Source organism: Micromonospora sp. AMSO1212t (assembly GCF_008868145.1).
GTDB lineage: Bacteria > Actinomycetota > Actinomycetes > Mycobacteriales > Micromonosporaceae > Micromonospora > Micromonospora tulbaghiae.
In genome coordinates this window covers 44,617-67,786 of the sequence record NZ_WBKS01000012.1, presented here as the reverse complement: position 1 = coordinate 67,786, position 23,170 = coordinate 44,617, and the positions used below count along the sequence as shown (strand labels likewise).

Annotated in this window: 24 protein-coding genes and 1 tRNA gene; 14 read left to right on the top strand and 11 right to left on the bottom strand. The window is 73.4% G+C overall.

The window, feature by feature from the left end; all coding sequences use genetic code 11:
* The first annotated feature begins 101 nt into the window (after nt 1–101).
* The 3 genes from F8279_RS05880 to nagA are packed head-to-tail and all read left to right on the top strand — an operon-like array spanning nt 102 to nt 3,125.
* Entirely contained in the window at nt 102–1,031 is a 930-nt protein-coding gene (locus tag F8279_RS05880) for an SIS domain-containing protein (protein WP_151499331.1), read from the top strand.
* Between the two features lie 55 nt (nt 1,032–1,086).
* Complete coding sequence (locus F8279_RS05875; RefSeq protein ID WP_151499330.1) at nt 1,087–2,019, top strand: ROK family protein; 933 nt, start codon at nt 1,087–1,089, stop codon at nt 2,017–2,019.
* Nucleotides 2,016–3,125 carry an N-acetylglucosamine-6-phosphate deacetylase gene (gene nagA, locus F8279_RS05870; RefSeq protein WP_151499329.1) on the top strand — a complete coding sequence of 370 codons (1,110 nt, stop codon included), beginning with the start codon at nt 2,016–2,018 and terminating at the stop codon, nt 3,123–3,125. Before F8279_RS05875 ends, nagA begins: the two co-directional genes overlap by 4 nt.
* Before the next feature lie 12 nt (nt 3,126–3,137).
* On the opposite strand, the gene F8279_RS05865 is transcribed toward nagA, so the two are convergent.
* Entirely contained in the window at nt 3,138–4,346 is a 1,209-nt protein-coding gene (locus F8279_RS05865) for a DUF4032 domain-containing protein (RefSeq protein WP_091425548.1), read from the bottom strand.
* A 141-nt stretch (nt 4,347–4,487) separates the two neighbouring features.
* Here F8279_RS05865 and F8279_RS05860 point away from each other — a divergent pair, with 141 nt between their 5' ends.
* Nucleotides 4,488–5,249, top strand: coding sequence for a phosphatase PAP2 family protein (locus F8279_RS05860; protein WP_175438848.1), 762 nt, complete (start codon nt 4,488–4,490; stop codon nt 5,247–5,249).
* Between the two features lie 62 nt (nt 5,250–5,311).
* Nucleotides 5,312–6,550 carry an APC family permease gene (locus tag F8279_RS05855; protein ID WP_151499328.1) on the top strand — a complete coding sequence of 413 codons (1,239 nt, stop codon included), beginning with the start codon at nt 5,312–5,314 and terminating at the stop codon, nt 6,548–6,550.
* Nucleotides 6,551–6,601: 51 nt separating this feature from the next.
* On the opposite strand, the gene F8279_RS05850 is transcribed toward F8279_RS05855, so the two are convergent.
* Nucleotides 6,602–8,332, bottom strand: a complete 1,731-nt coding sequence (locus F8279_RS05850; RefSeq protein ID WP_151499342.1) for a TrkA family potassium uptake protein — start codon at nt 8,330–8,332, stop codon at nt 6,602–6,604.
* Between the two features lie 141 nt (nt 8,333–8,473).
* Here F8279_RS05850 and F8279_RS05845 point away from each other — a divergent pair, with 141 nt between their 5' ends.
* From F8279_RS05845 to F8279_RS05830, 4 genes are all read left to right on the top strand, one after another.
* The gene (locus F8279_RS05845) at nt 8,474–8,953 is read left to right on the top strand and encodes an MSMEG_6728 family protein (protein ID WP_151499327.1); all 480 of its coding nucleotides are present in this window, start codon (nt 8,474–8,476) and stop codon (nt 8,951–8,953) included.
* Nucleotides 8,954–9,030: 77 nt separating this feature from the next.
* On the top strand, nt 9,031–10,575 hold the full coding sequence (locus F8279_RS05840; protein ID WP_151499326.1) for an FAD-dependent oxidoreductase: 1,545 nt from the start codon (nt 9,031–9,033) through the stop codon (nt 10,573–10,575).
* Nucleotides 10,576–10,629: 54 nt separating this feature from the next.
* Entirely contained in the window at nt 10,630–11,769 is a 1,140-nt protein-coding gene (locus tag F8279_RS05835; protein WP_151499325.1) for a hypothetical protein, read from the top strand.
* Between the two features lie 216 nt (nt 11,770–11,985).
* Nucleotides 11,986–12,426, top strand: a complete 441-nt coding sequence (locus F8279_RS05830; RefSeq protein WP_091425560.1) for an HNH endonuclease — start codon at nt 11,986–11,988, stop codon at nt 12,424–12,426.
* A 73-nt stretch (nt 12,427–12,499) separates the two neighbouring features.
* Here the strand turns inward: F8279_RS05830 and F8279_RS05825 are convergent, their stop codons facing one another.
* Nucleotides 12,500–13,123, bottom strand: coding sequence for a TetR/AcrR family transcriptional regulator (locus tag F8279_RS05825; RefSeq protein ID WP_175438830.1), 624 nt, complete (start codon nt 13,121–13,123; stop codon nt 12,500–12,502).
* 69 nt (nt 13,124–13,192) lie between these two features.
* On the opposite strand from F8279_RS05825, the gene F8279_RS05820 reads away from it, so the two are divergent.
* Nucleotides 13,193–13,744 (top strand): peroxiredoxin-like family protein, encoded by a 552-nt coding sequence (locus F8279_RS05820; RefSeq protein ID WP_151499324.1) that lies wholly within the window; start codon nt 13,193–13,195, stop codon nt 13,742–13,744.
* Here F8279_RS05820 and F8279_RS05815 read toward each other — a convergent pair.
* From F8279_RS05815 to F8279_RS05805, 3 genes are all read right to left on the bottom strand, one after another.
* The gene (locus tag F8279_RS05815) at nt 13,719–14,330 is read right to left on the bottom strand and encodes a hypothetical protein (RefSeq protein ID WP_091425570.1); all 612 of its coding nucleotides are present in this window, start codon (nt 14,328–14,330) and stop codon (nt 13,719–13,721) included. The genes F8279_RS05820 and F8279_RS05815 overlap by 26 nt on opposite strands.
* A gap of 58 nt (nt 14,331–14,388) precedes the next feature.
* Nucleotides 14,389–15,156 (bottom strand): enoyl-CoA hydratase/isomerase family protein, encoded by a 768-nt coding sequence (locus F8279_RS05810; protein ID WP_151499323.1) that lies wholly within the window; start codon nt 15,154–15,156, stop codon nt 14,389–14,391.
* 77 nt (nt 15,157–15,233) lie between these two features.
* On the bottom strand, nt 15,234–17,633 hold the full coding sequence (locus tag F8279_RS05805) for a M4 family metallopeptidase (RefSeq protein ID WP_151499322.1): 2,400 nt from the start codon (nt 17,631–17,633) through the stop codon (nt 15,234–15,236).
* Between the two features lie 170 nt (nt 17,634–17,803).
* Here F8279_RS05805 and F8279_RS05800 point away from each other — a divergent pair, with 170 nt between their 5' ends.
* Together F8279_RS05800 and F8279_RS05795 are read left to right on the top strand one after the other, a co-directional pair.
* Nucleotides 17,804–18,256 carry a protealysin inhibitor emfourin gene (locus F8279_RS05800; protein WP_151499321.1) on the top strand — a complete coding sequence of 151 codons (453 nt, stop codon included), beginning with the start codon at nt 17,804–17,806 and terminating at the stop codon, nt 18,254–18,256.
* A 76-nt stretch (nt 18,257–18,332) separates the two neighbouring features.
* Nucleotides 18,333–18,989: a type 1 glutamine amidotransferase domain-containing protein gene (locus F8279_RS05795; protein ID WP_225853152.1), complete on the top strand. Its 657-nt coding sequence runs from the start codon at nt 18,333–18,335 to the stop codon at nt 18,987–18,989.
* Between the two features lie 7 nt (nt 18,990–18,996).
* Here the strand turns inward: F8279_RS05795 and F8279_RS05790 are convergent, their stop codons facing one another.
* The 3 genes from F8279_RS05790 to F8279_RS05780 are packed head-to-tail and all read right to left on the bottom strand — an operon-like array spanning nt 18,997 to nt 20,532.
* On the bottom strand, nt 18,997–19,608 hold the full coding sequence (locus F8279_RS05790; protein ID WP_091426029.1) for a histidine phosphatase family protein: 612 nt from the start codon (nt 19,606–19,608) through the stop codon (nt 18,997–18,999).
* A 49-nt stretch (nt 19,609–19,657) separates the two neighbouring features.
* Nucleotides 19,658–20,077: a VOC family protein gene (locus F8279_RS05785; RefSeq protein ID WP_030502816.1), complete on the bottom strand. Its 420-nt coding sequence runs from the start codon at nt 20,075–20,077 to the stop codon at nt 19,658–19,660.
* 35 nt (nt 20,078–20,112) lie between these two features.
* Nucleotides 20,113–20,532 carry a helix-turn-helix domain-containing protein gene (locus F8279_RS05780; RefSeq protein WP_091425581.1) on the bottom strand — a complete coding sequence of 140 codons (420 nt, stop codon included), beginning with the start codon at nt 20,530–20,532 and terminating at the stop codon, nt 20,113–20,115.
* Nucleotides 20,533–20,603: 71 nt separating this feature from the next.
* On the opposite strand from F8279_RS05780, the gene F8279_RS30210 reads away from it, so the two are divergent.
* The gene (locus F8279_RS30210) at nt 20,604–21,140 is read left to right on the top strand and encodes a hypothetical protein (RefSeq protein ID WP_175438831.1); all 537 of its coding nucleotides are present in this window, start codon (nt 20,604–20,606) and stop codon (nt 21,138–21,140) included.
* A gap of 43 nt (nt 21,141–21,183) precedes the next feature.
* Here the strand turns inward: F8279_RS30210 and F8279_RS05770 are convergent, their stop codons facing one another.
* On the bottom strand, nt 21,184–21,522 hold the full coding sequence (locus F8279_RS05770; RefSeq protein ID WP_151499320.1) for a hypothetical protein: 339 nt from the start codon (nt 21,520–21,522) through the stop codon (nt 21,184–21,186).
* Between the two features lie 81 nt (nt 21,523–21,603).
* A tRNA-Thr gene (locus F8279_RS05765) sits at nt 21,604–21,680 on the bottom strand.
* A 364-nt stretch (nt 21,681–22,044) separates the two neighbouring features.
* Here F8279_RS05765 and F8279_RS05760 point away from each other — a divergent pair.
* Nucleotides 22,045–23,136: an ABC transporter ATP-binding protein gene (locus F8279_RS05760; protein ID WP_091425590.1), complete on the top strand. Its 1,092-nt coding sequence runs from the start codon at nt 22,045–22,047 to the stop codon at nt 23,134–23,136.
* The last annotated feature ends 34 nt before the right edge of the window (nt 23,137–23,170 follow it).

Sequence of the window (23,170 nt, the reverse complement as noted above, 5' to 3'; positions counted from 1 at the left end):
GAGAGACGGTTGCCACGGACACCCCACTTCACGCAGAATGACGCGCGAAAGGCGGCCATATCGCGCCGTATTGCGCAAGGTCTCCCCGGCGAGGAGTTGTCATGGCGTACGTGCACGCGGAGATCGCGAGCCAGCCCGACTGCTGGCGGGAGGCGGCGCGACTCGCCCCGACCGTCGCCGAGCACCTACCGCGCCCCGGCGAGCGGGTCGCCGTGGTCGGTTGCGGCACGTCGTGGTTCATGGCCATGGCGTACGCCGGGCTGCGCGAGGCCGCCGGCCAGGGCGAGACCGACGCCTTCCAGGCCAGCGAGTTCCCGGCCGGCCGCCACTACGACCGGCTGATCGCGATCACCCGCTCCGGCACCACCACCGAGGTGCTCGACCTGCTCACCGCGCTGCGCGGGCGGATCCCCACCACGGTCCTGGTCGGCGACCCGGACTCGGCCGCCGTCACGCTCGCCGACGCCACAGTCGCGCTGCCCTTCGCCGACGAGCGGTCGGTGGTGCAGACCCGCTTCGCCACCACCGCGCTCGCGCTGCTGCGCGCCCACCTCGGCGAGGACCTCGGCCGCCTGGCCGCCGACGCCGAGGTGGCCGTACGCGCCCCGCTGCCGATCGACCCGGCCGGCATCGAGCAGGTCACCTTCCTCGGTCGCGGCTGGACCGTCGGGCTGGCCCAGGAGGCCGCGCTGAAGTGCCGCGAGGCGGCCACGTTCTGGGCCGAGGCGTACCCGGCCATGGACTACCGGCACGGCCCGATCTCGGTCGCCGCGCCCGGCCGCCTGGTCTGGGCGCTCGGCGAGATCCCGGACGGCCTGCCCGAGGACGTGGCCGCGACCGGCGCCGCGTTCGTGCACAGCCGCACGCACGGCTGGCGCACGGTGCTGACGAGCTGGTCGGCCGGCCGCAACCCGGTCGACCCGATGGCCGACCTGATCCTGGCCCAGCGCTTCGCGGTAGCGCTCGCCACCAGCCGCGGCCTCGACCCGGACGCGCCGCGTCACCTGACCCGGTCCGTGGTCCTGGCATGAGCGAACGCACCGAGCGCAGCGAGGGCCGTGAGCGCATGCGCGGCTGGCAGACGGCGTGAGTGCAGGCGACGAGGTCGTCGTCGCGCTGGACGTGGGCGGCACCGGGATGAAGTGCGCCCTGGTCCGGCCGGACGGCACGACCGTGCACAGCGAACGGCACGCCACCGCAGCCCAGCGCGGCCCGGAGGCGGTGGTCGGCACGATCCTCGACGTGGCCGAAGGGCTGGTCGGCAAGGCCCGCGCGGACGGCCGCACGCCGGTGGCATGCGGCATCGCCGTACCCGGTGTGGTCGACGAGGCGCGCGGCGTGGCGGTGTGGTCGGCGAACGTGGGCTTCCGGGACGTACCCCTGCGGGAGCTGGCGGGCACGCGGCTGGGACTGCCCGCGGCGCTCGGCCACGACGTGCGTGCCGGCGGCCTGGCCGAGGCCCGGCTCGGGGCCGGGCGGGACGCCGGTCACGTGCTGTTCGTCGCGATCGGCACCGGCATCGCCGCCGCCCACGTGGTCGACGGGTCGGCCGCCACCGGCGCGCACGGCGCCGCCGGGGAGATCGGCCACATCCTGGTACGCCCCGGCGGCCCGCGCTGCGGATGCGGGCGGACCGGCTGCCTGGAGGCGGTGTCGTCGGCCTCGGCGATCGGACGCCGGTACGCCGAGCTGTCCGGCGCGCCCACCACCGCCGCCGAGGTGGCCGACCGGGCGGCGGCCGGTGAACCGCTCGCCGTCGAGGTGTGGCAGGAGGCGGTCGAGGCGCTCGCCGACGGACTCGCCACCGGGCAGGCGCTCTACGATGTCTCGACAGTGGTGCTCGGCGGCGGGCTGGCCCAGGCCGGTCCCCGGCTGTTCGACCCGCTGCGGACGGCGTTGCGCGAACGGCTGACGTTCCACCGCGAGCCGCGCCTGGTCGCGGCCGACCTCGGCGACGAGGCCGGCTGCCTCGGCGCGGCCCTGCTGGCCCTGGACACCCTGGCGAAGGAGAGTCGATGACCCGGCGCGTGACCGGCAAGGTGGTGACCCCGACCGGCGTGATCCGGCAGGGTTGCGTGGAGATCGCGGACGGGCGGATCACCGCTGTCGCCGAGTATCCGTCGGTGCGTGACGGCCACTGGATCGTGCCGGGCTTCGTGGACATGCACACCCACGGCGGCGGCGGGCACACGTTCACCACCGGCGACCCGGAGTCGGCGCGGCAGGCCGCCGCGTTCCACAGCGGGCACGGCACCACCACGCTGCTGGCCAGCCTGGTCAGTTCCCCGTTCGAGCTGATGCGCGACGCCACCGCCGCCTACCGACCGCTGGTCGAGTCCGGCGTGCTCGCCGGCATCCACTTCGAGGGCCCGTACCTGTCCGCCGACCGCTGCGGGGCGCAGAACCCGGAGTTCCTGCGCGACCCGTCCACCACCGAGCTGACCGAGCTGATCGAGCTGGGCGGCGGCGCCGTACGCATGGTCACCATCGCTCCCGAGCGGGACGGCGCCACCAAGGCGATCGAGCTGCTGGTGTCGCACGGCGTGGTCGCGGCGGTCGGGCACACCGACGCCACCTGGGAGCAGAGCCGGGCGGCGGTGGCCGCCGGCGCGAGCGTCGGCACCCACCTGTTCAACGGCATGCGCCCGGTGCACCACCGCGAGCCCGGCCCGGTGGTGGCGCTGCTTGAGGCCCCGAACGTGGTGTGCGAGCTGGTCGCCGACGGGGTGCACCTGCACGACGGCATGCTCGGCTTCGCCACCTCGGTGGCCGGCCCGGAGCGGGCCGCGCTGATCACCGACGCGATGGCCGCCGCCGGGATGCCCGACGGCGAGTACGAACTGGGCGGCCAGGGGGTCACGGTGGCCGGCGGGGTGGCCCGGCTCACCCACAACGGCGCGATCGCCGGCAGCACGCTCACCATGGACGCGGCGCTGCGCCACGCGGTGGGCGCGGGCGTGGCCCTGCCGGACGCCTGCCGGATGGTCGCCACCACCCCGGCCCGCGCGATCGGCCTGGGCGACCGGGTGGGCGCGCTGATCGCCGGGCTGCGCGCCGACCTGGTGATGCTGGACGACGACCTGAACGTGGTACGGGTGATGCGCGGCGGTGACTGGGTGGAGTGATCCGCCCGGGCGTCAGACGGTGGGCACCTCGACGCCGAGCACCGCCTGCTCGTCCGGGCGGTGCACCAGCACGTCGGCCAGGTACGACTGCACCGCCCGACGCATCCCCACGTCCCGCCCGGCCTGCTCGGAGAGCAGCCACTTGTGCTCGATGATCTGGGCGAACAGCTCCTGCGGCTCCAGCTTGCGGCGCAGGTGCCCGGGTACCGCCCGGACCACCGGCTCGAAGACCTCGGTCAGCCAGCGGTGCGCCGCCTGCTGCTCGTCGGTCAGGTCGCTCTCCAGCCGGTAGGCGTCCAGGTCGTTGAGGAGCTTGCGGGCCTGGTTCTCCTCCGCGTCCAGGCCGGTCAGGCGCAGCAGCCGCCGGGTGTGGTAGCCGGCGTCGACCACCTTCGGCCGGACCAGGTAGCGCCCGTTGTCGACAGTCGACATGGCCACCTCGGCCACGTCGAAGCCCAGTTCGTTGAGGCGTCGGATGCGGCGCTCGATGTCGTGCCGGGCGGCGCGCTCGACCTGCTGCTCGTACGTGATCTCGTGCCAGAGCCGCTCGTAGCGCCGCACGACCTCCTCGCAGACCACCTCCGGGTCGATCGACTCGTGCAGCAGGCCGGCGGCCTGGAGGTCGAGCGCCTCGCCGAAGATGTTGACCCGGGCGATCTCCAGGTCCTCGCCGCGCTGGCCGTTGGACAGCGACGGGTGCAGCGCACCGGTCTCGGCGTCGACCAGGTAGGCGGCGAACGCGCCCGCGTCCCGCCGGAACAGCGTGTTCGACAGCGAGCAGTCGCCCCAGAAGAACCCGGTCAGGTGCATCCGCACGATGAGCGCGGCCAGCGCGTCCAGCAGCCGGTTCATCGTCTCCGGGCGCAGCGTGTTGGAGAACAGCGCCCGGTAGGGAAGCGAGAACTGGAGGTGCCGGGTGATCAGCACCGGGTCCAGCGGCTCGCCGTCGTCGGTCTGCCGGTCGGCCACGATCGCGATGGCCTCGACCGACGGGAAGTCGATCCGCTCCAGCGCCCGCAGCAGGTCGTACTCGCGCTCGGCGACCCGCTCGCCGGTCTCCTTCACCGCGTAGACGTACCCGCCGAGCCGGACGAACCGCACGATGTGCCGGGAGATGCCCTGCGGCAGCGCCACCAGGTGCTCGGCAGGCCACTGCTCCAGCGGGGTCGACCAGGGGAGGTCGAGCAGCGCCGGGTCGACGAGAGCCGAGGTGATCCGCACGGCAACCAGTGTGACCGCTGACCCCCGCGCCGCGCTCCCCTTCGTGGTTGGGCACACAGCCGCCGATGCCCGCGCCGCTCGGCCGCCGCCGGCGGCCGGTAGCGTGGTCGCGTGCGTCAGACCTCGGGGGTACGCGGTGACCTGCGGCTGCGGCCGGTCCGGCCGGCCGGGTGGTGGTTCGACGGGCTGCTGCTCGCGGCAGTGGTGGCGCTGACCGTCGCGCTCGCCTCCGGTCACCTGTTCGGGCTCGACCGGGCGGTCGCCGACTGGTCCGACGACAACCGCCCGACCGCCGCCCGCTGGGTGGCGATGACGCTGAACCTGCTCGGCCAGGGCACCCCGCTGACGCTGCTCGCGGCCGGGCTGGGCGTGCTGCTGGCGCTACGGCTGCGTTCGGTACGGCCGCTGCTGCCGCCGGTGGTCGGGTTCGTGCTCACGTTCTTCACGGTCGGCCCGCTGAAGGTGTGGACGGCCCGCCCGGCGCCGAGCGCCTCGGTCAAGGAGCCGTTCCTGTCGCCCGAGCAGACGCTGCCGCTGTTCCAGCACGACCTGCCGGTGCGTTTCGCGCAGTCGTACCCGTCGGGGCACGTCGCCAACGCGATCGTCTGGTACGGCGTGCTGGCCCTGCTGCTGGCCCCGCTCGTACGGTCCTTCGGCCGCACCGTGCCGCCCCGGCTGGTCACAGTGGTCCGGGTGGTGCCCCCGGCGGTGGTCTTCTGCACCACCGTCTATCTGGGCTGGCACTGGCTGACCGACTCGGTCGCCGGGCTGCTGCTCGGCCTGCTGCTGGACCGCCTGCTGCGCCGGGTGCCCTGGGACGACCTGCCGCTGCCCCGCCGCCTCGGCGACTGGGCCCGGCCGGTCGCCTGGTCCGCGCCGCCCGCCACCTCCGCGACGCGGTGACCGGCGGGCGCGGCGCTCGATCGGCGCACCTACCGTTCACCTGAGCGCCCTAGGCTGCCGGTGTGGAACAGCTGGCGCGGCGGCTCGGCGTACCCGACGCGGTCGTCATCGGTCTCGGCTCGATGCTCGGCGCGGGCGTCTTCGTGGTCTTCGCCCCGGCCGCCGCGGCGGCCGGCGGCACCGGCCTGCTCGTCGCGCTGGCGGTCGCCGGCTTCATCGCCTACTGCAACGCCACCAGCTCGGCCCGGCTCGCCGCCCGCTACCCCGAGTCCGGCGGCACCTACGTCTACGGGCGGGAACGCCTGCACCCGTTCGCCGGTTTCCTCGCCGGCTGGGGGTTCGTGGTCGGCAAGACCGCGAGCTGCGCGGCCATGGCGCTGACCGTCGGGGCGTACCTGTGGCCGGGGCGGGCGCGGCTCGTCGCGGTCCTCGCGGTGGTGGCGGTGACGGCGGTGAACCTGCGCGGGATCGGCAAGACCGCCACCGCCACCCGGGTCCTCGTCGCGGTGGTGCTGACGGTGCTCGCCGTGGTCGCGGTGACCGGCGCGCCGCAGGTGGCCGCCGACCGGCTCACCGCACCGGCCGGGATCGGGGCGGGCGGCGTGCTGACCGCCGCCGGCCTGCTGTTCTTCGCCTTCGCCGGGTACGCGCGGATCGCCACGCTGGGCGAGGAGGTACGCGACCCGGAGCGCACCATTCCCCGGGCGGTGCCGCTGGCGCTCGGCGCGGTGCTGGCGATCTACGTGACGCTGGCAGTGGTCGCGCTCGGCGTGCTCGGCGCCGACCGGCTGGCGTCCACGGACGCGCCGCTGGTCGAGGTGGTGACCGCCGCCGGGCACCCGGGGCTGGCCTGGCTGGTCCGGGCCGGAGCGGCCGTGGCAGTGACCGGGGTGCTGCTGTCGCTGCTGGCGGGCGTCGGCCGGACCACGCTGGCGATGGCCCGCCGCCGGGACCTGCCGGGCGCGCTGGCGGCGGTCCACCCGCGCCACCGGGTGCCGCACCGCGCCGAGCTGGCGGTGGCCGTCGTGGTGATCGCCGTGGTGACTGTCGGCGACATCCGGGGCGCGATCGGCTTCTCCAGCTGCACGGTGCTGGTCTACTACGCGATCACCAACGCGTCGGCGCTGACGCTCGGCCCGGACCCGGTCCGGCGTGTCCCGGTACGACTCCTGGCCGCGCTGGGGCTGGTCGGCTGCCTGGTGCTGGCGGTCAACCTGCCGCTGCCGAGCGTGCTCGCCGGGTTCGGCGTGCTCGCCCTCGGCGCGCTCGGGTACGCCGTCCGCCTCCGTCGGCCGGCTTGACGGCCCGGCCGCGCCTGGTCGGCCCTGGCCCGCCTGGTCGGCCCGGATGCGTCACTCCTGCGGGCGGCGCGCGGCGGGCGGGCCGGTGGGCGCCGGCGGCGGCGCGGGCGTGGTCTCCCGGAGCAGGGCGGTCAGCCCGGCCCGCCGGGCCACCACCGTCAGCCGGTCACCGGCGTGGATCACCATGCGCGGGTCGGCCGACCAGTCGGCCTTCTGGTTCGGGCGGGTGTACGCGAGCAGGCGTACCTCGCCGGGCCGGGCCACCGCGCTCAGCGGACTCCCGTCCAGCGGCGAACCGGCCACCACCGGCACCTCGGTGACCAGCAGCGCGTGCCGGTCGACCGGGATGGTGGCGACCACCGCGCGATCGAGCAGCGCCGCCGCGAACGCCGGCGCGGCCAGATAGGACACGCTGCGCGAGATGCCGATGCCGAACGCCTGCTGGATCCGCTCGGCGAAGTCGCCGTCGAACAGCCGCAGCACCACTCGCAGATCCGGGTCGAGGGACCGGGCGATCAGCGCGGCCCGCAGGTTCGTCCCGTCGTCGGTGGAGACCACCACGAGCGCCTGGCAGGTGTCCACCGAGGCGGACCGGAGCGTCTCCTCCCGGCCGGCGTCGCCCACGATCAACGGCACCCCCAGCCGGTGCGCCAGCGCGGCGCCACGCGCGTCCGGGTTCTTGTCGATCGCCACCACCTCGACGCCGAAGTCGTGCAACTGCGCCATCACCCGGGTGCCGATGTTGCCCAGCCCGATCATCACCACGTGCCCGGAGCGGTCCGGCTGCACCCGGCCGGCGTGCAGCGCCAGCCGGGCGTTGACGATGCCGTCGACCACCGCGGCCGTGATCAGCGGGATCAGCGCCAGCCCGGCCAGGTTGAGCACCACCTGCATCACCTGGGCGGCGACCGGCTTGTTGACGTCCGGGTCCTGGCCGGTGAGCGTGGTGACCAGGGTCAGGTAGACCGCCTCGCTCCAGCTGACGTCGGCGGCCCGGGCGTTGAGCCAGCCCAGCGCCGCGATCACCGCGAGCAGCACCAGCACCGCGATGCCGATCTTGCGGGTGGCGAAGTGCCGGACCGCGCGCAGCAGAACGGCGGCCGGCTGCCGGCGCCGCCGCGCCCGTACCAGCCGCCGCGCGGCGACCTCGGTGCCCGCCGGCCGCCCGGTCGCCTCGGCCAGCACCACGTCGGCCGCCGTCTCGTCCGCGGGCAGCACCCGGACCAGGTCCGGATCCGTGGTGACGGCCAGGCCGCAGACCACGTCCTGCGGGCGTACGTCGTCGCGGCGGGCCACGTAGAGCGTGCGCCCGGCGTGCCGGAAGTGGGTCGGCGCCACCTCGCCCAGCGCGGCGGCGACGAAGGCGGGTGCGGCGATCGAGGCGTCGGAGAGCACCGCCGAGTCGGGGAAGAGCTGCCGCAGCCCGTCCGCCAGGTTGGTGTTGAACATCCGCACCACGAGGCGCAGCCGCGACTCGACCTCCTGGGCGCAGAGCGCGGCGTGCATGTTGCCCACGTCGTCCTGGTGCAGCAGCGCCAGCCCGGCCGCGCCGGCCAGCCCGGCGCGGCGGAACGCGGCCTCGTCGAGGCGCTCCGCCGTGACCACCCGTACCCCCGGCACGTCCCGCCCGTCGGGGCCCTCGGACCGGCGGCGGCCCGGCACCACGAGCGTGACCCGCACCTGGCCGTCGGCGCTGTCGGTGGCGAGCAGCGACCGGACCACCCAGTAGGCGAGCGGGTCGGAGCCGCAGACCACGTAGTGGGGGCGTTCGTCACCGTTCATCCGGAGCCGCCAGCCGGTCGCGCGGCGCGCGCGGTCGCGCAGTGGCTCGGCCATGTCCGGATCGTAGTCAGCCGCTCGCGATCTGCGCAGCCCCGGCGATCATGAACGCATGGCGGGGCCGGGTACGGGTAGAGCACCGGCATGCAGACGTTCCTGCCGTATCCGGACTTCCTGGTCAGCGCGCGCACGCTGGACCAGAAGCGGCTGGGCAAGCAGCGTGTGGAGGCGATCCAGGTGCTGCGCGGGCTGACCCGGCCGGACTACGGCTGGCGCAACCACCCCGCGGTGAAGATGTGGGCCGGGTACGAGGAGGCGCTGACCCGGTACGGGCTGGACATGTGCGCGGTGTGGTGCGAGCCGGGCCGGGCCGACACCTGCGCCGGCACGCTCGCCACCGATCTCGCGACTGCCTGCGGCATCTCGGTGATCCGCACCCAGGACGAGCTGGCCTCGGCCGGTGAGCTACCGCCCTGGCTGGGCCGCGACGACCTGCACCGCAGCCACCGGTCGTCGCTGCTGCGCAAGGACCCGGTCCACTATGCGCCGCTGTTCGGCGACGTCTCCCCCGACCTGGAGTACGTCTGGCCGCCGTCGGACCGCCCGCGCCGCTGCCTGCTGTGAGCGCCCGGAAGACGCGTACCCAGCGGGTCGCCGGTCGAACCGGCAGACTGTGAGCACCGCCGACTGGAGGATGCCCCGTGGGTCTGTCGCAAGTGGTTGGCCGCCTGATCGGCGTACGCGAGCACGTGGTGGACCCGGGCGGCGGGGGCGCCGACCGCGTGCCGCGACCGGTCCCGGCACTCGTGGTCGGCGGTGGCATCGCCGGCATGTCGGCGGCTGTGGTGCTGGCCGAGCGCGGCGTGGCGGTGACGGTGCTGGAGGCGGCGCCGCACCTCGGCGGACGGCTCGGCGCCTGGCCGGAGGAGTTGCCCGACGGCGTCCAGCGCAACGAGCACGGCTTCCACGCGTTCTTCCGGCAGTACTGGAACTGGCGGTCGATCCTGCGCCGGGTCGACCCGGCGCTGGGTTTCCTCAAGCCGATCCCGGGCTACCCGATCCTGTCCGCGCAGTGGCCGACGGAGGAGTTCGGCAAGCTGCCACCCGCGCCGCCGGCCAACCTGCTGGCGCTGCTGCTGCGCAGTCCCAGCCTGCGCCTGGCGGACCTGCGCGCGATGGACCGGGACGCCGCGCTGCCGCTGCTCACCTACGACCCGGTACGCACCTACGAGGAGTTCGACGGGCGGACCGCCGACGAGCTGCTCGCCTCGCTGCGGCTGCCGGACCGGGCGCGGGCCATGCTGTTCGAGGTCTTCTCGCACTCGTTCTTCAACCACGAGGCGGAGATGTCGGCAGCCGAGATGATCGCGCAGTTCCACTTCTACCTGCTCGGCAACCCGGAGGGGCTGGCGTTCGACTGCCCGGACCGGGACTACGGCACGGCGATCTGGGAGCCGCTGACCCGGCACGTGGAGAAGCACGGCGGCCGGGTGCTGACCGGCGCGGCGGCCGCCCGACTGGACCGTACCCCGGACGGCTGGCGGGTCACCGGCGCCGACGGCGACGCCTGGGAGGCGCCGCACGTGGTGCTCGCGGTGGACCCGCCCGCGCTCGCAGCGCTCGTCGACGCCTCCCCCGGCCTGGCCGGGGCGGCGCCCGAGCTGGTGGCGCGGATGCCCGCGTTCGGCCGGCCCGGTCCGCCGTACGCGGTGGCGCGCTACTGGATGGACGGTGACGTCCGGGCCGACCGCGCGGTGTTCAGCGGCGTCTCCCGGCAGCCCACGCTGGACTCGGTGACGCTCTACCACCGGCTGGAGGACGAACCCCGCCGCTGGGCCGGGCGGACCGGCGGCTCGGTGGTGGAGCTGCACGCATACGCCTGCGAGCCGGACGTGCCGGCCGACGAGCTGGCCGACCGGATGCTGCGGGAGCTGACCGCGCTCTGGCCGGAGGTGGCCGGCCTGCGGGTACGCGAGCTGCGCGCCCGGGTCGAGGCGCAGGCGCCCGCGTTCACGCCCGGCAGCCACGCCTGGCGTCCCGGGGTGGAGACCGACGCGCCCGGCCTCTACCTGGCCGGTGACGGCATCCGCACCGAGTTCCCGAGCGCGCTGATGGAACGGTCGGCGGCCACCGGGATCATCGCCGCGAACCACATCCTGCGTGCCGAGGGGGCGGCGGCCGAGCCGGTCCGCTCGATCCGGCCGCGCGGGCTGCTGGCCGGGCGGGCCGCACCGAAACGGTCATAAGCGCCCAAAAACGCCTCTACGCTCGACTGATCCGGTGACACGGGAGGTCGGGCGGTGAGCACCGCGACGCGGGATCGGCGCGACGAGGAGCACGGAACGCCACGGGACGAACGGACCGCGGTGGTCACCGCGCTGCGACTCGGCTGGTCCATGGCGGACGCCTACCACCACGCGCAGACCGCCGACCTGACCGGGGACGGGCACCGGCCGGCGCCGGCGCCGCCGAAGCTGTCGAACCTGACCGAGCTGGCCGGGCGGCACCGGCTCGGCATGTATCTCGACGGCGTGGACGTCGCGCTGGCCCAGATCGCGCCGCTGACCCCGGCCGGCCGTACCGTGCCGTCCACCGCCGCCGCCCGGGGCGCCACCGGGGCCGACCGGGAACCCCTGCTGCGGGCGCTCGACGACCTCAACATCGACGTGCTGCGCTGGACCATGGCGACGAACCACCGGGTCGGCGTGGCGTACCGGCTCGGGCGCTCGCTCGCCGACACCGTCCGGCGCGGCGACGCCGACCAGCTCGCCGCGCGCTTCGGCGGCCGGCACCTCCAGATCAGCAGGTGGCTCGACGAGCTGGCGAGCGTGCTGCCGCCGTACTCGGCCGCCGTGGTGCGCCGCTCGCTCGCCGCCTGGGCCACGGCGGTCGGCAGGGCCACCGTGGGCGATCCGGGCGAGGCCGGGCTCGCCGAGCTGGCCCGCGAGCTGCGCAACCAGGGCGACCTGTGGCAGGACGTGCTCACCGGCGGCCTGCACCCGCGCGACCTGCTGGACGAGGAGAACTGGGCGGTGATCGCCCGCAACGTCGTCATCCGGGACCGGAAGCTGGTGGCCCAGGCGGCCCGCGGCATCTTCTGGCCGGTGCTGGCACCACTGCTGGTGGTGCTGCTCGCGGTCGTGGGGGTCAGCGCAGCCGCCGCGGCCGGCTCCCCCACCACCCGGGCGGCGGTGGCGCTCGTCGGCCTCGGCGCCGGGCTCACCGCGATCTGGCGGTCGATCTCCACGCCCACGCTGTCGGTGGCGGCCGAGGTGAACCGCCCGCTGCTGGACAGCGAGCTGGTGGTGCAGATGACCGCCCGGATCGACCGCCCGCTCGCCGCCGCGCGGCGCGCGGGCCGGGCCGGACGGCAGCGGCGGCGGCCCGCCGACGACGGATCGAAATACGTTGCCCATGATTCCCGAATCGATCTACCGTGAGCGCGCAAGGTCAACCACCGCTCCGGGAGCCGTCCATGTCGCTGCGATCCGCCACCACGATGACGTCGTGGCTGCTCGGCGACGGCTGCCGGGAACACGGTCCCTGGCCCGGAGGGCACGACTGACGCGCGCCGCGCGTCCCCGTCGTCGCCGCCCGGTCCCGTGGACCGGGCGGCTTTTTCGTCGCCGTACCGCCGATCGTGAAGGGAGAGCCCGGTGGACGCCGTCCTCGTCGTCAACGCCGACCTCGGCCCGCTGCACCGGGTCACCGTCAAGCACGCGATACGGATGCTCTGCCGCCGGGTCGCCGAGATCCACGAGGCCGAGCCCGATCGGGTGATCGGCGTCTTCCCGCTGCCGCGGGTGGTCCGCCTCGTCCGGTACGTGGTGACCCGCTGGCGGTTCAGCGCCGGCCCGGCCTGGTCCCGGGCCGGGGTGCTGGCGCGCGACCGGCGGCGGTGCGCCTACTGCGACGGCGCGGCGAGCACGATCGACCACATCCTGCCCCGCTCGCGCGGTGGCCGGAACACCTGGGGGAACACCACCGCCGCCTGCTACGCGTGCAACCAGCGCAAGGGCGACCGGACCCCGGCCGAGGCGGGCATGCCGCTGCGGCGGGAACCGGTGACGCCGAGCTGGGCCGCGCTGGCGCGGTGACGGACGACCGGCGGGCACAGGGGGCGGTGCCGGGGGTACTTCCCGGCGCCGCGCCCGCCGGTCCCACCAGTCCCTAGGTGTCGAGACGCCGGGCCAGCCCGTCGAGCAGGAGGTCCAGCCCGCCGCCGAACTCGTCCTCCGGTCCGACCGCGCCGGCGTCGCGCGCGGTCTCGGCGAGCAGGGGGAACTCGTCGCGGGGCAGCGCCGCGATGGCAGCCGTGCCGGGGCCGGCCAGCGCGCCGAGGTGTTCCATCTGGATCGCGCCGACCACGTAGCCGAGCAGGGCGCGGAACGCGACCACCCGCCCGGTTCCGGTGAAGCCGGCCCGGGTCAGCACCGCGAGCACCGCCTCTCCCCAGCGCAGGATCGCCGGTGAGCGGTGCCGGTGCGCGGGCAGCAACGGGACGACGGCCGGATGGGCGCCGACCGCGTGGCGTACCCGGCCGGCCAGCTCCCGGACGCCGTCCGGCCACGGGACGTCGAGCGGCGGCCGGGTGTCCACCCGGTCGAGGACCCGCTCGACGACGAGCGCCTCCAGTTCGTCGCGGTCGGCGACGTAGCGGTAGAGGCCCATCGTGCTGGTGCCGAGCTGCGCGCCGACCGCGCGCATGGTGAGGCCGGCGAGGCCGTCCCGGTCGAGCACCGCGAGCGCCGCGTCGGCGAGCCGGGCCGGGGTCAGGGAACGGGGACGAGGCATGGCCTTGACAGCGTACAAGATACGCCTACCGTTGTAGGAGTACGTCGTACGCCTACAACGGGAGCGCGCATGGACGTCGTCAACCCCCACCACCTGACCAGCGTGACCGGCGCCCAGGTCGCCCTGCCGGACCCGGACCGCCTGGTCCACCTGCAGTTCCGTCGCTTCGCCGGCTGCCCGGTCTGCAACCTCCACCTGCGCTCGATCGTCCGCCGGCACGCCGAGATCGAGGCAGCCGGCGTACGCGAGGTGGTCCTCTTCCACTCCCCCGCCGACGAACTGCGCGAGCACGTCGCCGACCTGCCGTTCGCCGTGGTGGCCGATCCGGACCGGCGGCTCTACCGGGAGTTCGGGGTGGAGTCGGCGCGGCGGTCGCTGCTCGACCCGCGCGCCTGGCTGCCGATCCTGCGTGCCGTGGCGACCGGCACCTGGCACGTCCTGCGCGGCCGCGAACGGCTGCCGTCCCGCACGCCGCACGGCGGCCGGCTCGGGCTGCCGGCCGACTTCCTGATCGCGCCGGACGGGCGGGTGCTCGCCGCGAAACACGGCGAACACGCCTCCGACCAGTGGTCGGTGGACGAGCTGCTGACCCAGGTCAGCGGGAGCCGGTCGACACGCTGACCGCCGGATCGCCGGGGTGCTCCCGCAGGAACGCCTCGGCCCGGTACGCATCCCGGAGAATCTGCCAGCAGGCGAACGCGAACATCACGCCGATGACGCCGAACAGGACGAACCACATCGGGGTGAGGCTGAGCAGCAACTGGCCGAGGTTCATCGTCAGCAGGCCCCCGATCATCGGGACGAACCTCCGTTGCCGGATCATCTGCGCCGCGACCGTCCGCAGCCAGGGCAGGTCGTCCGGGGAGTCCACCACGCCGCGCCGGACGGCCCGGGCCAGTTCCCGGCGACGGCCGAAACTCACCGCCCAGAGCCGCGACTCGCGGTCGGCCCGATAGCTACCGCTGCGGACCATGCGGACCAGCGCGACGATTTCCAGCCCCAGACCCAGCACCGCGAGAACCAGGCCGGTCACCTCCACCCAGTCGGGCGGGTCGCCGCGTTCCAGCCAGCTACTCGGGAACGCACCGTCCGCCATCAGCCCGACCAGCAGCGACGCCAGCGCGAACGTCAACACCGTGCCGACCAGCAGCAGCCGGACACGGCGGCGTCCTCGCTTGATCTTCCGACGTTCCGAATCACCGTCCACGATGGCCCCCGTTCGACGGCCGGAGCGTACCCGTCGCGGGATGCCGTGCAAACGGCGGTCAGCGCGCGGCGGGCGGGGTCCAGCCGAAGCGCGGCGGCCGGCGCTCGTTGACGGCCGCAACCCCCTCGCGGGCCTCGCCGCTGTCCCGCACCTGGGCGTGCCACCAGGCCAGCCGGTCGGCGTCGGCACACCCGTCGACGATCTCCTTGGCGGCGGTCACGGTGAGCCGGGACCGCTCGGCGATGGTGGCGGTCAGCGCCGCCACCCGCCCGGTCAGCTCACCGGCCGGCAGCACCTCGTCCACCAGGCCGATCCGCAGCGCCCGCCCGGCGTCGACCAGCTCGCTGGTGAACAGCAGGTGCTTGGCCGCCGACGGACCGACCAGCGCGGCCAGCCGCCGGGTGGTCGGCGCCGGGTAGACCAGGCCGAGCCGGGCCGGGGGTACGCCGAACCGGGCGTCCGCAGCGGCCAGGCGCAGGTCGCAGGCGACGGCGAGCTGGCAGCCGCCGCCCACGCAGGCGCCCTCGATCGCGGCGACTGTGGGGCGGCCGAACGCGGCGAGCCGTTCCTCGGCGGCCACCGCGATGCTGCCGTCACCGGCCGCCAGCAGCTCGTCCAGGTCGCCCAGGTCGGCGCCGGCGCAGAACGTGCCGCCCGCGCCGGTGAGCACCAGCACCCGTACCGCCGGGTCCGCCTCCAGGCCGTCGAGCAGCACCGGGAGCTGCCGCCACATGGCCGGGGTCATGGCGTTGCGCCGGGCCGGGTTGTGGATGACCACGGTCGCCACCGGGCCGTCCAGGGTGACGGTCAGTTCCGCATCGGACATGGGTCCGACCGTAACGGGCGGGGCCCGGAGACCACCCGCGTGGGGTGGCCGCCGGGCCCCGGGGTCGGGCGGTCAGGTCAGGAGACGTTGAGCGCGGTGTCGTCGATCACGAACGAGGTCTGCAGCGAGCTGTCCTCGGTGCCGGTGAACTTCAGCGTGACGGTCTGCCCGGCGTACGCCGCCAGGGAGAACGACTTCTGGCTGTAGCCGCTGGCCTTGTTCAGGTTCGAGTAGGTCGCCAGCGTGGCCAGCACCGAGCCGGACGAGTTGAGCACCTGCACGTTCAGCTTGTCGTACTGGACGCTGGTGGTGCTCTCGGCCGAGTCGATGTGCAGCCAGAACGAGAGCGAGTACGCGGAGCAGCCGCTCGGCAGGCTCACCGACTGCGACAGCGTGTCGGTGCGGGTGCTGCCGTAGCCGTTCAGCCACGCGTTCCACGTACCGGTGCGGGTCGGCTGGCCCTGCGAGCCGTACTGGCCGATGACGCCGGAGGTCGTGGCCCAGACCGTGTTGCCGGACTCGAAGCCCGGGTTGCCGAGCTTCTGGCCCGCGCCGGTGCAGCCGCCGCCGACGCTGCTCACGGTCAGCGAGTACGTGGCGGTCTTCGCGCCGGACGCCGCGCTGCCGCTGACCGTCACCGAGTAGGTGCCGGCCGGGGTGCTGGAGCTGGTGGAGACGGTGAGCGTGGACGAGCCGCCCGAGGTCACCGAGGCGGGGCTGAACGACGCGGTCGCGCCGGTCGGCAGGCCGGACGCGGAGAACGTCACGGTCTGCGCGGTGCCGCTGGTGGTAGAGGTGGCGACGGTGGCGGAGACCGAACCGCCCGCGGTGACCGACCCGGCGGTCGGCGAGAGCGAGACGGAGAAGTCGTTGCCGGTGGAGCTGCAGGGCGCGTCGTTGCCGGCCACGTTCACCGCGGTCCACGCCGCCTGGACGGTCTTGTACTCGGTGGAGCAGTTGCCGTACAGGTCGGTCGCGGCCCGCAGGGTGTACGCGCGGGCGGTGTTGGCCGGGTTGCTGGTGTTGACGTACGAGGTGTTCGAGGTGAAGTACACGTCGAGCGCCCGGTACCAGATCTTCTCCGCCTTGGCGCGGCCGATGCCGGTCACCGCGGGAGCCGAGCCGCAGACCGGCGAGGTGCCGTACGCGGTGGCGCCGGTGCCCTCGGCGAGGTTGAAGAAGAAGTGGTTGCCCACGCCGGAGGAGTAGTGCACGTCCTTGTTCTTCGTGCTGGTGGACCAGCAGGAGTCGGACGAGCCGTCCAGCGACGGGTTGTACATGTAGCGCAGCGGCGTACCGTTGCCGTTGATGTTGATCTTCTCACCGACCTGGTAGTCGCCCGGGTCGCTCGGCGCGGCGGCGTAGAACTCCACCATGTTGCCGAAGATGTCGCTGGTGGACTCGTTGAGGCCACCGGACTCGCCGGAGTAGACCAGCCCGGCCAGCGCCTCGGTGACGCCGTGGCTCATCTCGTGCCCGGCCACGTCCAGCGAGACCAGCGGGCGGGAGTTGCCCGAGCCGTCGCCGTAGGTCATCTGGGAGCCGTCCCAGAACGCGTTGACGTAGTTGTTGCCGTAGTGCACCCGGCTCGGCACGCCCTGGCCGTTGCCGAAGATGCCGTTGCGGCCGTGCACGTTCTTGAAGTAGTCGAACGTCTTGGCGGCGCCGAAGTGGGCGTCCACCGCGGCCGACTGCCGGTTCGAGGTGGCGCCGTTGCCCCACGCGTTGTCCGCGTCGGTGAACGTGGTGCAGGAGGACGTCCCGTTGTTCATGTCGCAGGTACGGCCGTTGCCGCGTACCGGGTCGATCATCTGGTACGTGCTGCCGGAGAGCGTCGTGTCGATGGTGACCGAGCCGGTGTAGATGCCCTGGCCGGTGCCGGCCACCGTCTCGATCTCGTCGTACGAGCCGATCACCTTGCCGGTGGTGGCGTCAGTGACGACGTGCAGCTTCGACGGCGTCTGCTTGTCCGCCTTCCAGCCCGTCGCGACGGTCTCCCAGGCGAGCCGGCCCTTGCCGCTGCTGGCGTCGACGAACAGCTCCGGCGCGCCGACCGAGGTGAGCGAACCGGAGAACGTCTTGCGGGCGCTGGCCTTGGCCGCGTCCGCGCCGACCTTCGCGGTGGTGCTCAGGGTCAGCGGGGCGGAGAGGCTGACCGACGCGCTGGTCAGGGTGCCGTTCGGGGCGGTGTGGATGACGAAGTCACCGCCGTACACGCGGAGACCCTGGTAGGTCCGGCTGTACCGGGTGTGCGCGGCCCCGGAGGGGTCGACCTTGGTGCGGACGGCCTGATAGGCCTCACCGCCGGCGCCCTGGACGACGCCGGGGTTGGCGCGCAGCAAGCTCGCGGCCTTGGCTGCGGCCGAGGTCTCGGGGCTGGGGGCGGTTGGCGCTGCCGCTTGCGCCGAGGTGGTGACGCAGGCCAGCACGCCGCTGGTGAGCAGCGCTGCGCTGACGGCGGCGACGGATCTTTTCACGGGCCCTCCTGGAAGGCGAAGTTGTGACGGGGGTAGTCACTGATGTAGATATAGCGATACATCGAAGAACGTGAAAGAGGCTGGCGAGATCCCGCCGGAGACATTGACCGAACGGATGAGGAGGACCGGTGGGCCGGAACCGGGTGGTCCCGTCGCGCGTCCGATCGGGTATGAGAGCTGCCTCCGCCGCGGCGGCCGTCGCCGCGCTTCTCCTCCCGCTCGCCGGCTGCGCCCGCGCCGACGCGCCACCCGTCCTCACGGACGGGCCCTCGCCGCTGCCCGCCACCGAGGTCGTGCTCGTGAAGTCGGGCGGCATCGCCGGGGTGAAGGACACCGTCACCGTGCGGCCGGACGGCCGCTGGACGAAGACCGACCGGACCGGCGCCTCCCAGGAGGGCCGGCTCGCCGAGGCGGACGCCGCCCGGCTGCGACAGCTCGCCACCGACCCCCGGCTGGCCACCGAGGCCACCGAGACCAAGGGCCCGGGCAACTGCGCCGACGGGTTCACCTACCGGCTCACCGTCGGCCCGGCCGAGAGCGGGTACGTGGACTGCGGGCCCGCCGCCCGGCCGCCGGCCGTCACCGCCGAGGTGGTCGAGCTGCTCACCCGCGCCACCGGCTGACCCGGCTCTCAAACCCCCTGCCGCTGTGACATCGGCCTATGGCCGGCAGACCGGCGACCGGGCCAGCATGGAAGGCATGACTCGCGCACTCATCGCCCTGACCAGTCACTCCGAGCTGGGCCGCACCGGCCGCTCGACCGGCTACTACGTCGGCGAGGCCGCCGAGCCGTGGGAGGTGTTCCGCGCCGCCGGGTACGACGTCGACCTGGCGTCGGTGGCCGGCGGCGAACCGCCCGTCGACGGACGGGACGAGAACGACACCACCCAGAACGACTTCCTCGCCACCGCCGGCGTCACCGACACCCCGAAGGCCGCCGACGTCGACCCGGAGCGGTACGACGTGATCCTCTTCGCCGGCGGCCACGGCACCATGTGGGACTTCCCCGACGACCCCGACCTGGCCCGGATCGCCCGCTCGGTCCACGAGCGCGGCGGCGTGGTGGCCGCCGTCTGCCACGGCCCGTCGGCACTGGTGAACCTCACCCTCACCGACGGCTCCCGGCTGATCGCCGGGAAGCGGGTGGCCGGGTTCACCAACAGCGAGGAGGCGGCCGTCGGCCTCACCGACGAGGTGCCGTTCCTGCTCGCCGACAAGCTCACCGAGGCGGGCGCACAGCACGTGCCGGCACCTGACTTCACCGAGCACGTGGTCGTCGACGGGCGCCTGGTGACCGGCCAGAACCCGCAGTCCGCCCGCGCCGTGGCCGACGCCGTGGTGAAGCTCATCCCCTGAGCGCCGATCAGAACCGGTAGTCGTCGGGCAGGCCGGTGGCCCGCAGCTCGGGCGGCAGGTGGGCGACGTCGTTGAGCGCGACGAGCGTCGGCGGGCCGCCCGAGCTGTAGCGGATCACCGTGAGCCCGCAGTTCTGGTGGTTGAGCCCGATCCACCGGCGCTCCGGCGCCTCCAGCGCGTGCCGCACCAGCCAGGCGACCAGGAAGTTGTGGGTGACGACCAGCTCGCGGACGTCACCCTCCGCGGGGGCGGCGGCGAACCGGGCCACCGCCTCCGCTGTCACGCGCGGCCCCTCGCGCCGCTCCCGCTCGGTGAACGCGGCCAGGAACTCCGCGTACCGCTCGGGCAGGCCGGCCGGGTCGGTGTCGTGCGGCATGTGGTCGCCGGCCCGGTCGTCCTCGCGTACCGGAACACCGGGCAGCGACGCCGCGACCAGCGCGGCGGTCTCCGCGGCCCGGCGGGCCGGCCCATGGTGTACGGCGGTGAGCCCGGCCCCGCGCAGTCGCTCGCCCAGCAGCGTCGCCTGCCGCCGGCCCCGCTCCGACAGTCCGGTGTCCGCCTCCTTCTCGGGGCGGTCCTGCTCGCCGTGACGGACCAGGTAGAGCAGGCGGCTGGGCATCGGCACCTCCACGGTCGGGGACCGCGAGACTAGCCCGCCGCCGCGCCGTTCACCGGCCCTGATGCATCTGGCCGATCCGGATCCGGTTGCCGAACGGGTCGCGGATCCCGAAGTCGATCCCGTACGGCCGGTCGGTCGGCTCGTCGGTCACCTCCACGCCCTTCGCGACCAGGTCCGCGTACGTCTTGTGCGCGTCGTCGGTGGTGAAGAACAGGAAACCGCCGGCAGCACCCTTGGTGAGCAGTTCCCGGACCTGCTCGGCCGTCTTCGGGTCCAGCGCGGGCGGGCCCGGCTTCTCCAGCAGGATCTCCCGGCCCGGGTCACCCGGCACGTTCACGGTGAGCCAGCGCATGAACCCGAGGTCCTGGTCGGTGCTGACCTCCAGGCCGAGCTTGCCCACGTAGAAGTCGAGCGCCTCGTCCTGGTCGAGCACGTAGATCTGGGAGCGGGAAGTCGAAGTCATCGTCATGCCCACGACGCTAGAGCAGCGGCCCGACCTGCTGCTTATCCAAAAGTGCGCAGTCCCGCGGTGGCGCTCGGGCGCATCCAGGCCTTGGTGAAACAGCTCGGGACGTCGGCGGGCGTGGCCTTACGGCGCCGGTAGGCCGACGGCGACTCGCCGACGATGCCGTGGAACGTCCGGCTGAACGTGCCCAGGCTGCCGAATCCGACCAGGTGGCAGATCTCGGTGACCGGTTCGTCGGTGCGCGCCAGCAGGTACATGGCGCGTTCCACCCGGCGGCGTTGCAGGTAGCGGTGCGGTGTCTCGCCGAAGGTGGCCCGGAAGGTACGGATGAAGTGCGCCTCGGAGACGTGCGCGATCCGGGCCAACGCGGGGATGTCCAGCGGCTGCGCGTACGCCCGGTCCATCGCGTCCCGGGCGCGCAGCATCGCCCGGTTGGACTCCTCGACCGCGCGACTCATCGCTGGTCAGCCTACTGCGCGGTCCGCGCCTCGACCGCCTACGGCTCGTCCACGAGGCTCTTGGTCATGACGTGCTCGCGGCGCACGCCGTCGGGCATCAGGCCGCCGACCTCGCCGTCGGTGCCACAGTCACCGGCGTCACCCCCGCCGGCGTCACGCCCAGCTTCCACGCGGCCGGCATCGCCGACGCCCGGCACCACGTCACGGTGCTGCGGCACGTCACCGTGCCGTTCATCGCCACCGGCCACCGTCGGGGAGGTGCTGTTCAACTACTGGGACTGACCATTCGTGGCCAGGTGGCCAGCCTCTGCGGCCGCCTGTCAGTACGGCCGCTGGATGCCTCGCTCCGCGAGCGCCGCCTCGTAGAAGCGGAGGAACTCCTCTGCCTCTCGGACGGCGTCGTCCAGGTCGTCGAGGGCCTTTCCGTCTCCAGGATCCTCACGGAGCATGCGAGCTGCTTCGGCGAGCTGCGTCCAGAGGGCGGCAAACGTATCGCCCTGCACGTGAAGGCCGGGGAAGGCCCGACCTGCCAGCTGCACGACTGCCCAGTTGCCACCACGGGACAGGACCTGCGCTTGCTCTTGGCTCATCCGAGCAGAATCCAGTAACGCTCGAAGATCGTCCAGCCCGAACTGTCGCCCACGGGCGGGGTCAGGCGAGAAACCAGCCCGACGCCGGCGCCTCGCTGTAGGTGGATCGGGCATCCCACGCCTGCTCCCAGGCGTCGCCATCGGCCGGAGCGGCGGCTGCAAATGCCTCGAACTGCCGGGCCTCTGCACGCACCCGAGCCGCCTGCTCAGCGGTGATCGCATGCAGGACGAGCCTCCGTGGCTCACCCGGGGCCCAGTCGGGTCCGGCCGAGAACCAGAACTCCCGACCCTCATGAAGGGCCAGGCCGTCCAGCGGTCCGTCGTACCAGTCCAGCAACTCGACGATCTCGACTCCGACAAGCTCGGGCAGAGCGTCCGAGCCGGCATGATCGTGACGCACCCTCGCAGACTAGCTGCATCATCGCGCCACGGCGACCGTGCGTCCCGCGGCGACGTCGGCCCCGGAACGCCTTGTGGATATTGGAGCCCCCGGCCGGGATCGAACCGGCGACATCTCGCTTACAAGGCGAGTGCTCTGGCCAGCTGAGCTACAGGGGCGCGTGCGTCGGGCTCAGCATAGCGACTGGGCCCCGGAAATCCCGCCTGGCAGGGCTCCCGAGCACGGAAAACGTCGGCATCCCGACCGGTGCGGCCGATGGATCATCGCCCGGCCGCGCTCACGGGTGGGGAGATTGATGCCTCCCAGTGCCCTCCTGACCGTTATGCGTATGCCGTCCGTCCCATCCGACGCGCCACGTCTTGGCACGATCGCGAAAGCCGTTTACCGTGCAGTGACGCGGACGACACTCCGGCCGGCCTCGGCTGCCTGAGCGACGACCCCGTGGCCGGTGCCTCGGGCACCGGTCGCTCCTTCACTCGGATCGTCCGGCACGTTCCTGCCGGTGAAAGGAAGCGCTCCATCATGGCTACGGTCACCTACTCGAAGGCGTCCCGGATCTATCCGGGCACCGAGCGCCCCGCCGTCAACCAGCTCGACCTCCAGATCGGTGACGGGGAGTTCCTCGTCCTGGTCGGCCCGTCCGGCTGCGGCAAGTCCACCAGCCTCCGGATGCTCGCCGGCCTGGAGGACGTCGACGACGGCGCGATCTACATCGACGACCGCGACGTCACGCACCTCCCCCCGAAGGCCCGTGACATCGCGATGGTCTTCCAGAACTACGCCCTCTACCCGCACATGACGGTGTACGAGAACATGGCGTTCGCGCTCAAGCTGCGCAAGACCTCGAAGTCGGAGATCGACCGGCGGGTCAAGGAGGCGGCCGGGCTGCTCCAGCTGGAGGAGTTCCTCAGCCGTAAGCCGAAGGCACTCTCCGGCGGTCAGCGCCAGCGTGTGGCCATGGGCCGCGCGATCGTCCGCGAACCGCAGGTCTTCCTCATGGACGAGCCGCTGTCGAACCTCGACGCCAAGCTGCGTGTGCAGACCCGTACCCAGATCGCCTCGCTGCAGGCGAAGCTCGGCGTCACCACGGTCTACGTCACCCACGACCAGGTCGAGGCCATGACCATGGGTCACCGGGTGGCGGTCATGCTCGACGGTGTGCTCCAGCAGGTGGACACCCCGCGGGCGCTCTACGACACCCCGGCCAACGTCTTCGTCGCCGGCTTCATGGGTTCCCCGGCCATGAACATCAAGACGGTGAAGCTGACCGACCAGGGCGGCGTGTTCGCCGAGATGATCGTGCCGCTGACCCGCGAGCAGGTCGAGGCGGCCCGCTCCGAGGGCGGCGACGGCAAGGTCACCGTCGGCTTCCGCCCGGAGGACTGCGACATGGTCAGCCCGTCCGAGGGCGGCATGCCGGTCGTGGTCGAGCTGGTCGAGGACCTCGGCTCCGACGCCAACGTCTACGGCCACGCCGCGCTGGAGGGCCACAACGAGCGGTTCGTGGTCCGTACCGACCGGCGCAGCATGCCGAACATGGGTGACACCGTGTTCGTCAAGCCGCGTACCGGCCGCAGCCACGTCTTCCACGCCACCACCGGCCAGCGCATCTGACGTACGTACGCGAAAAGGGGCGGCCCGCCACGGC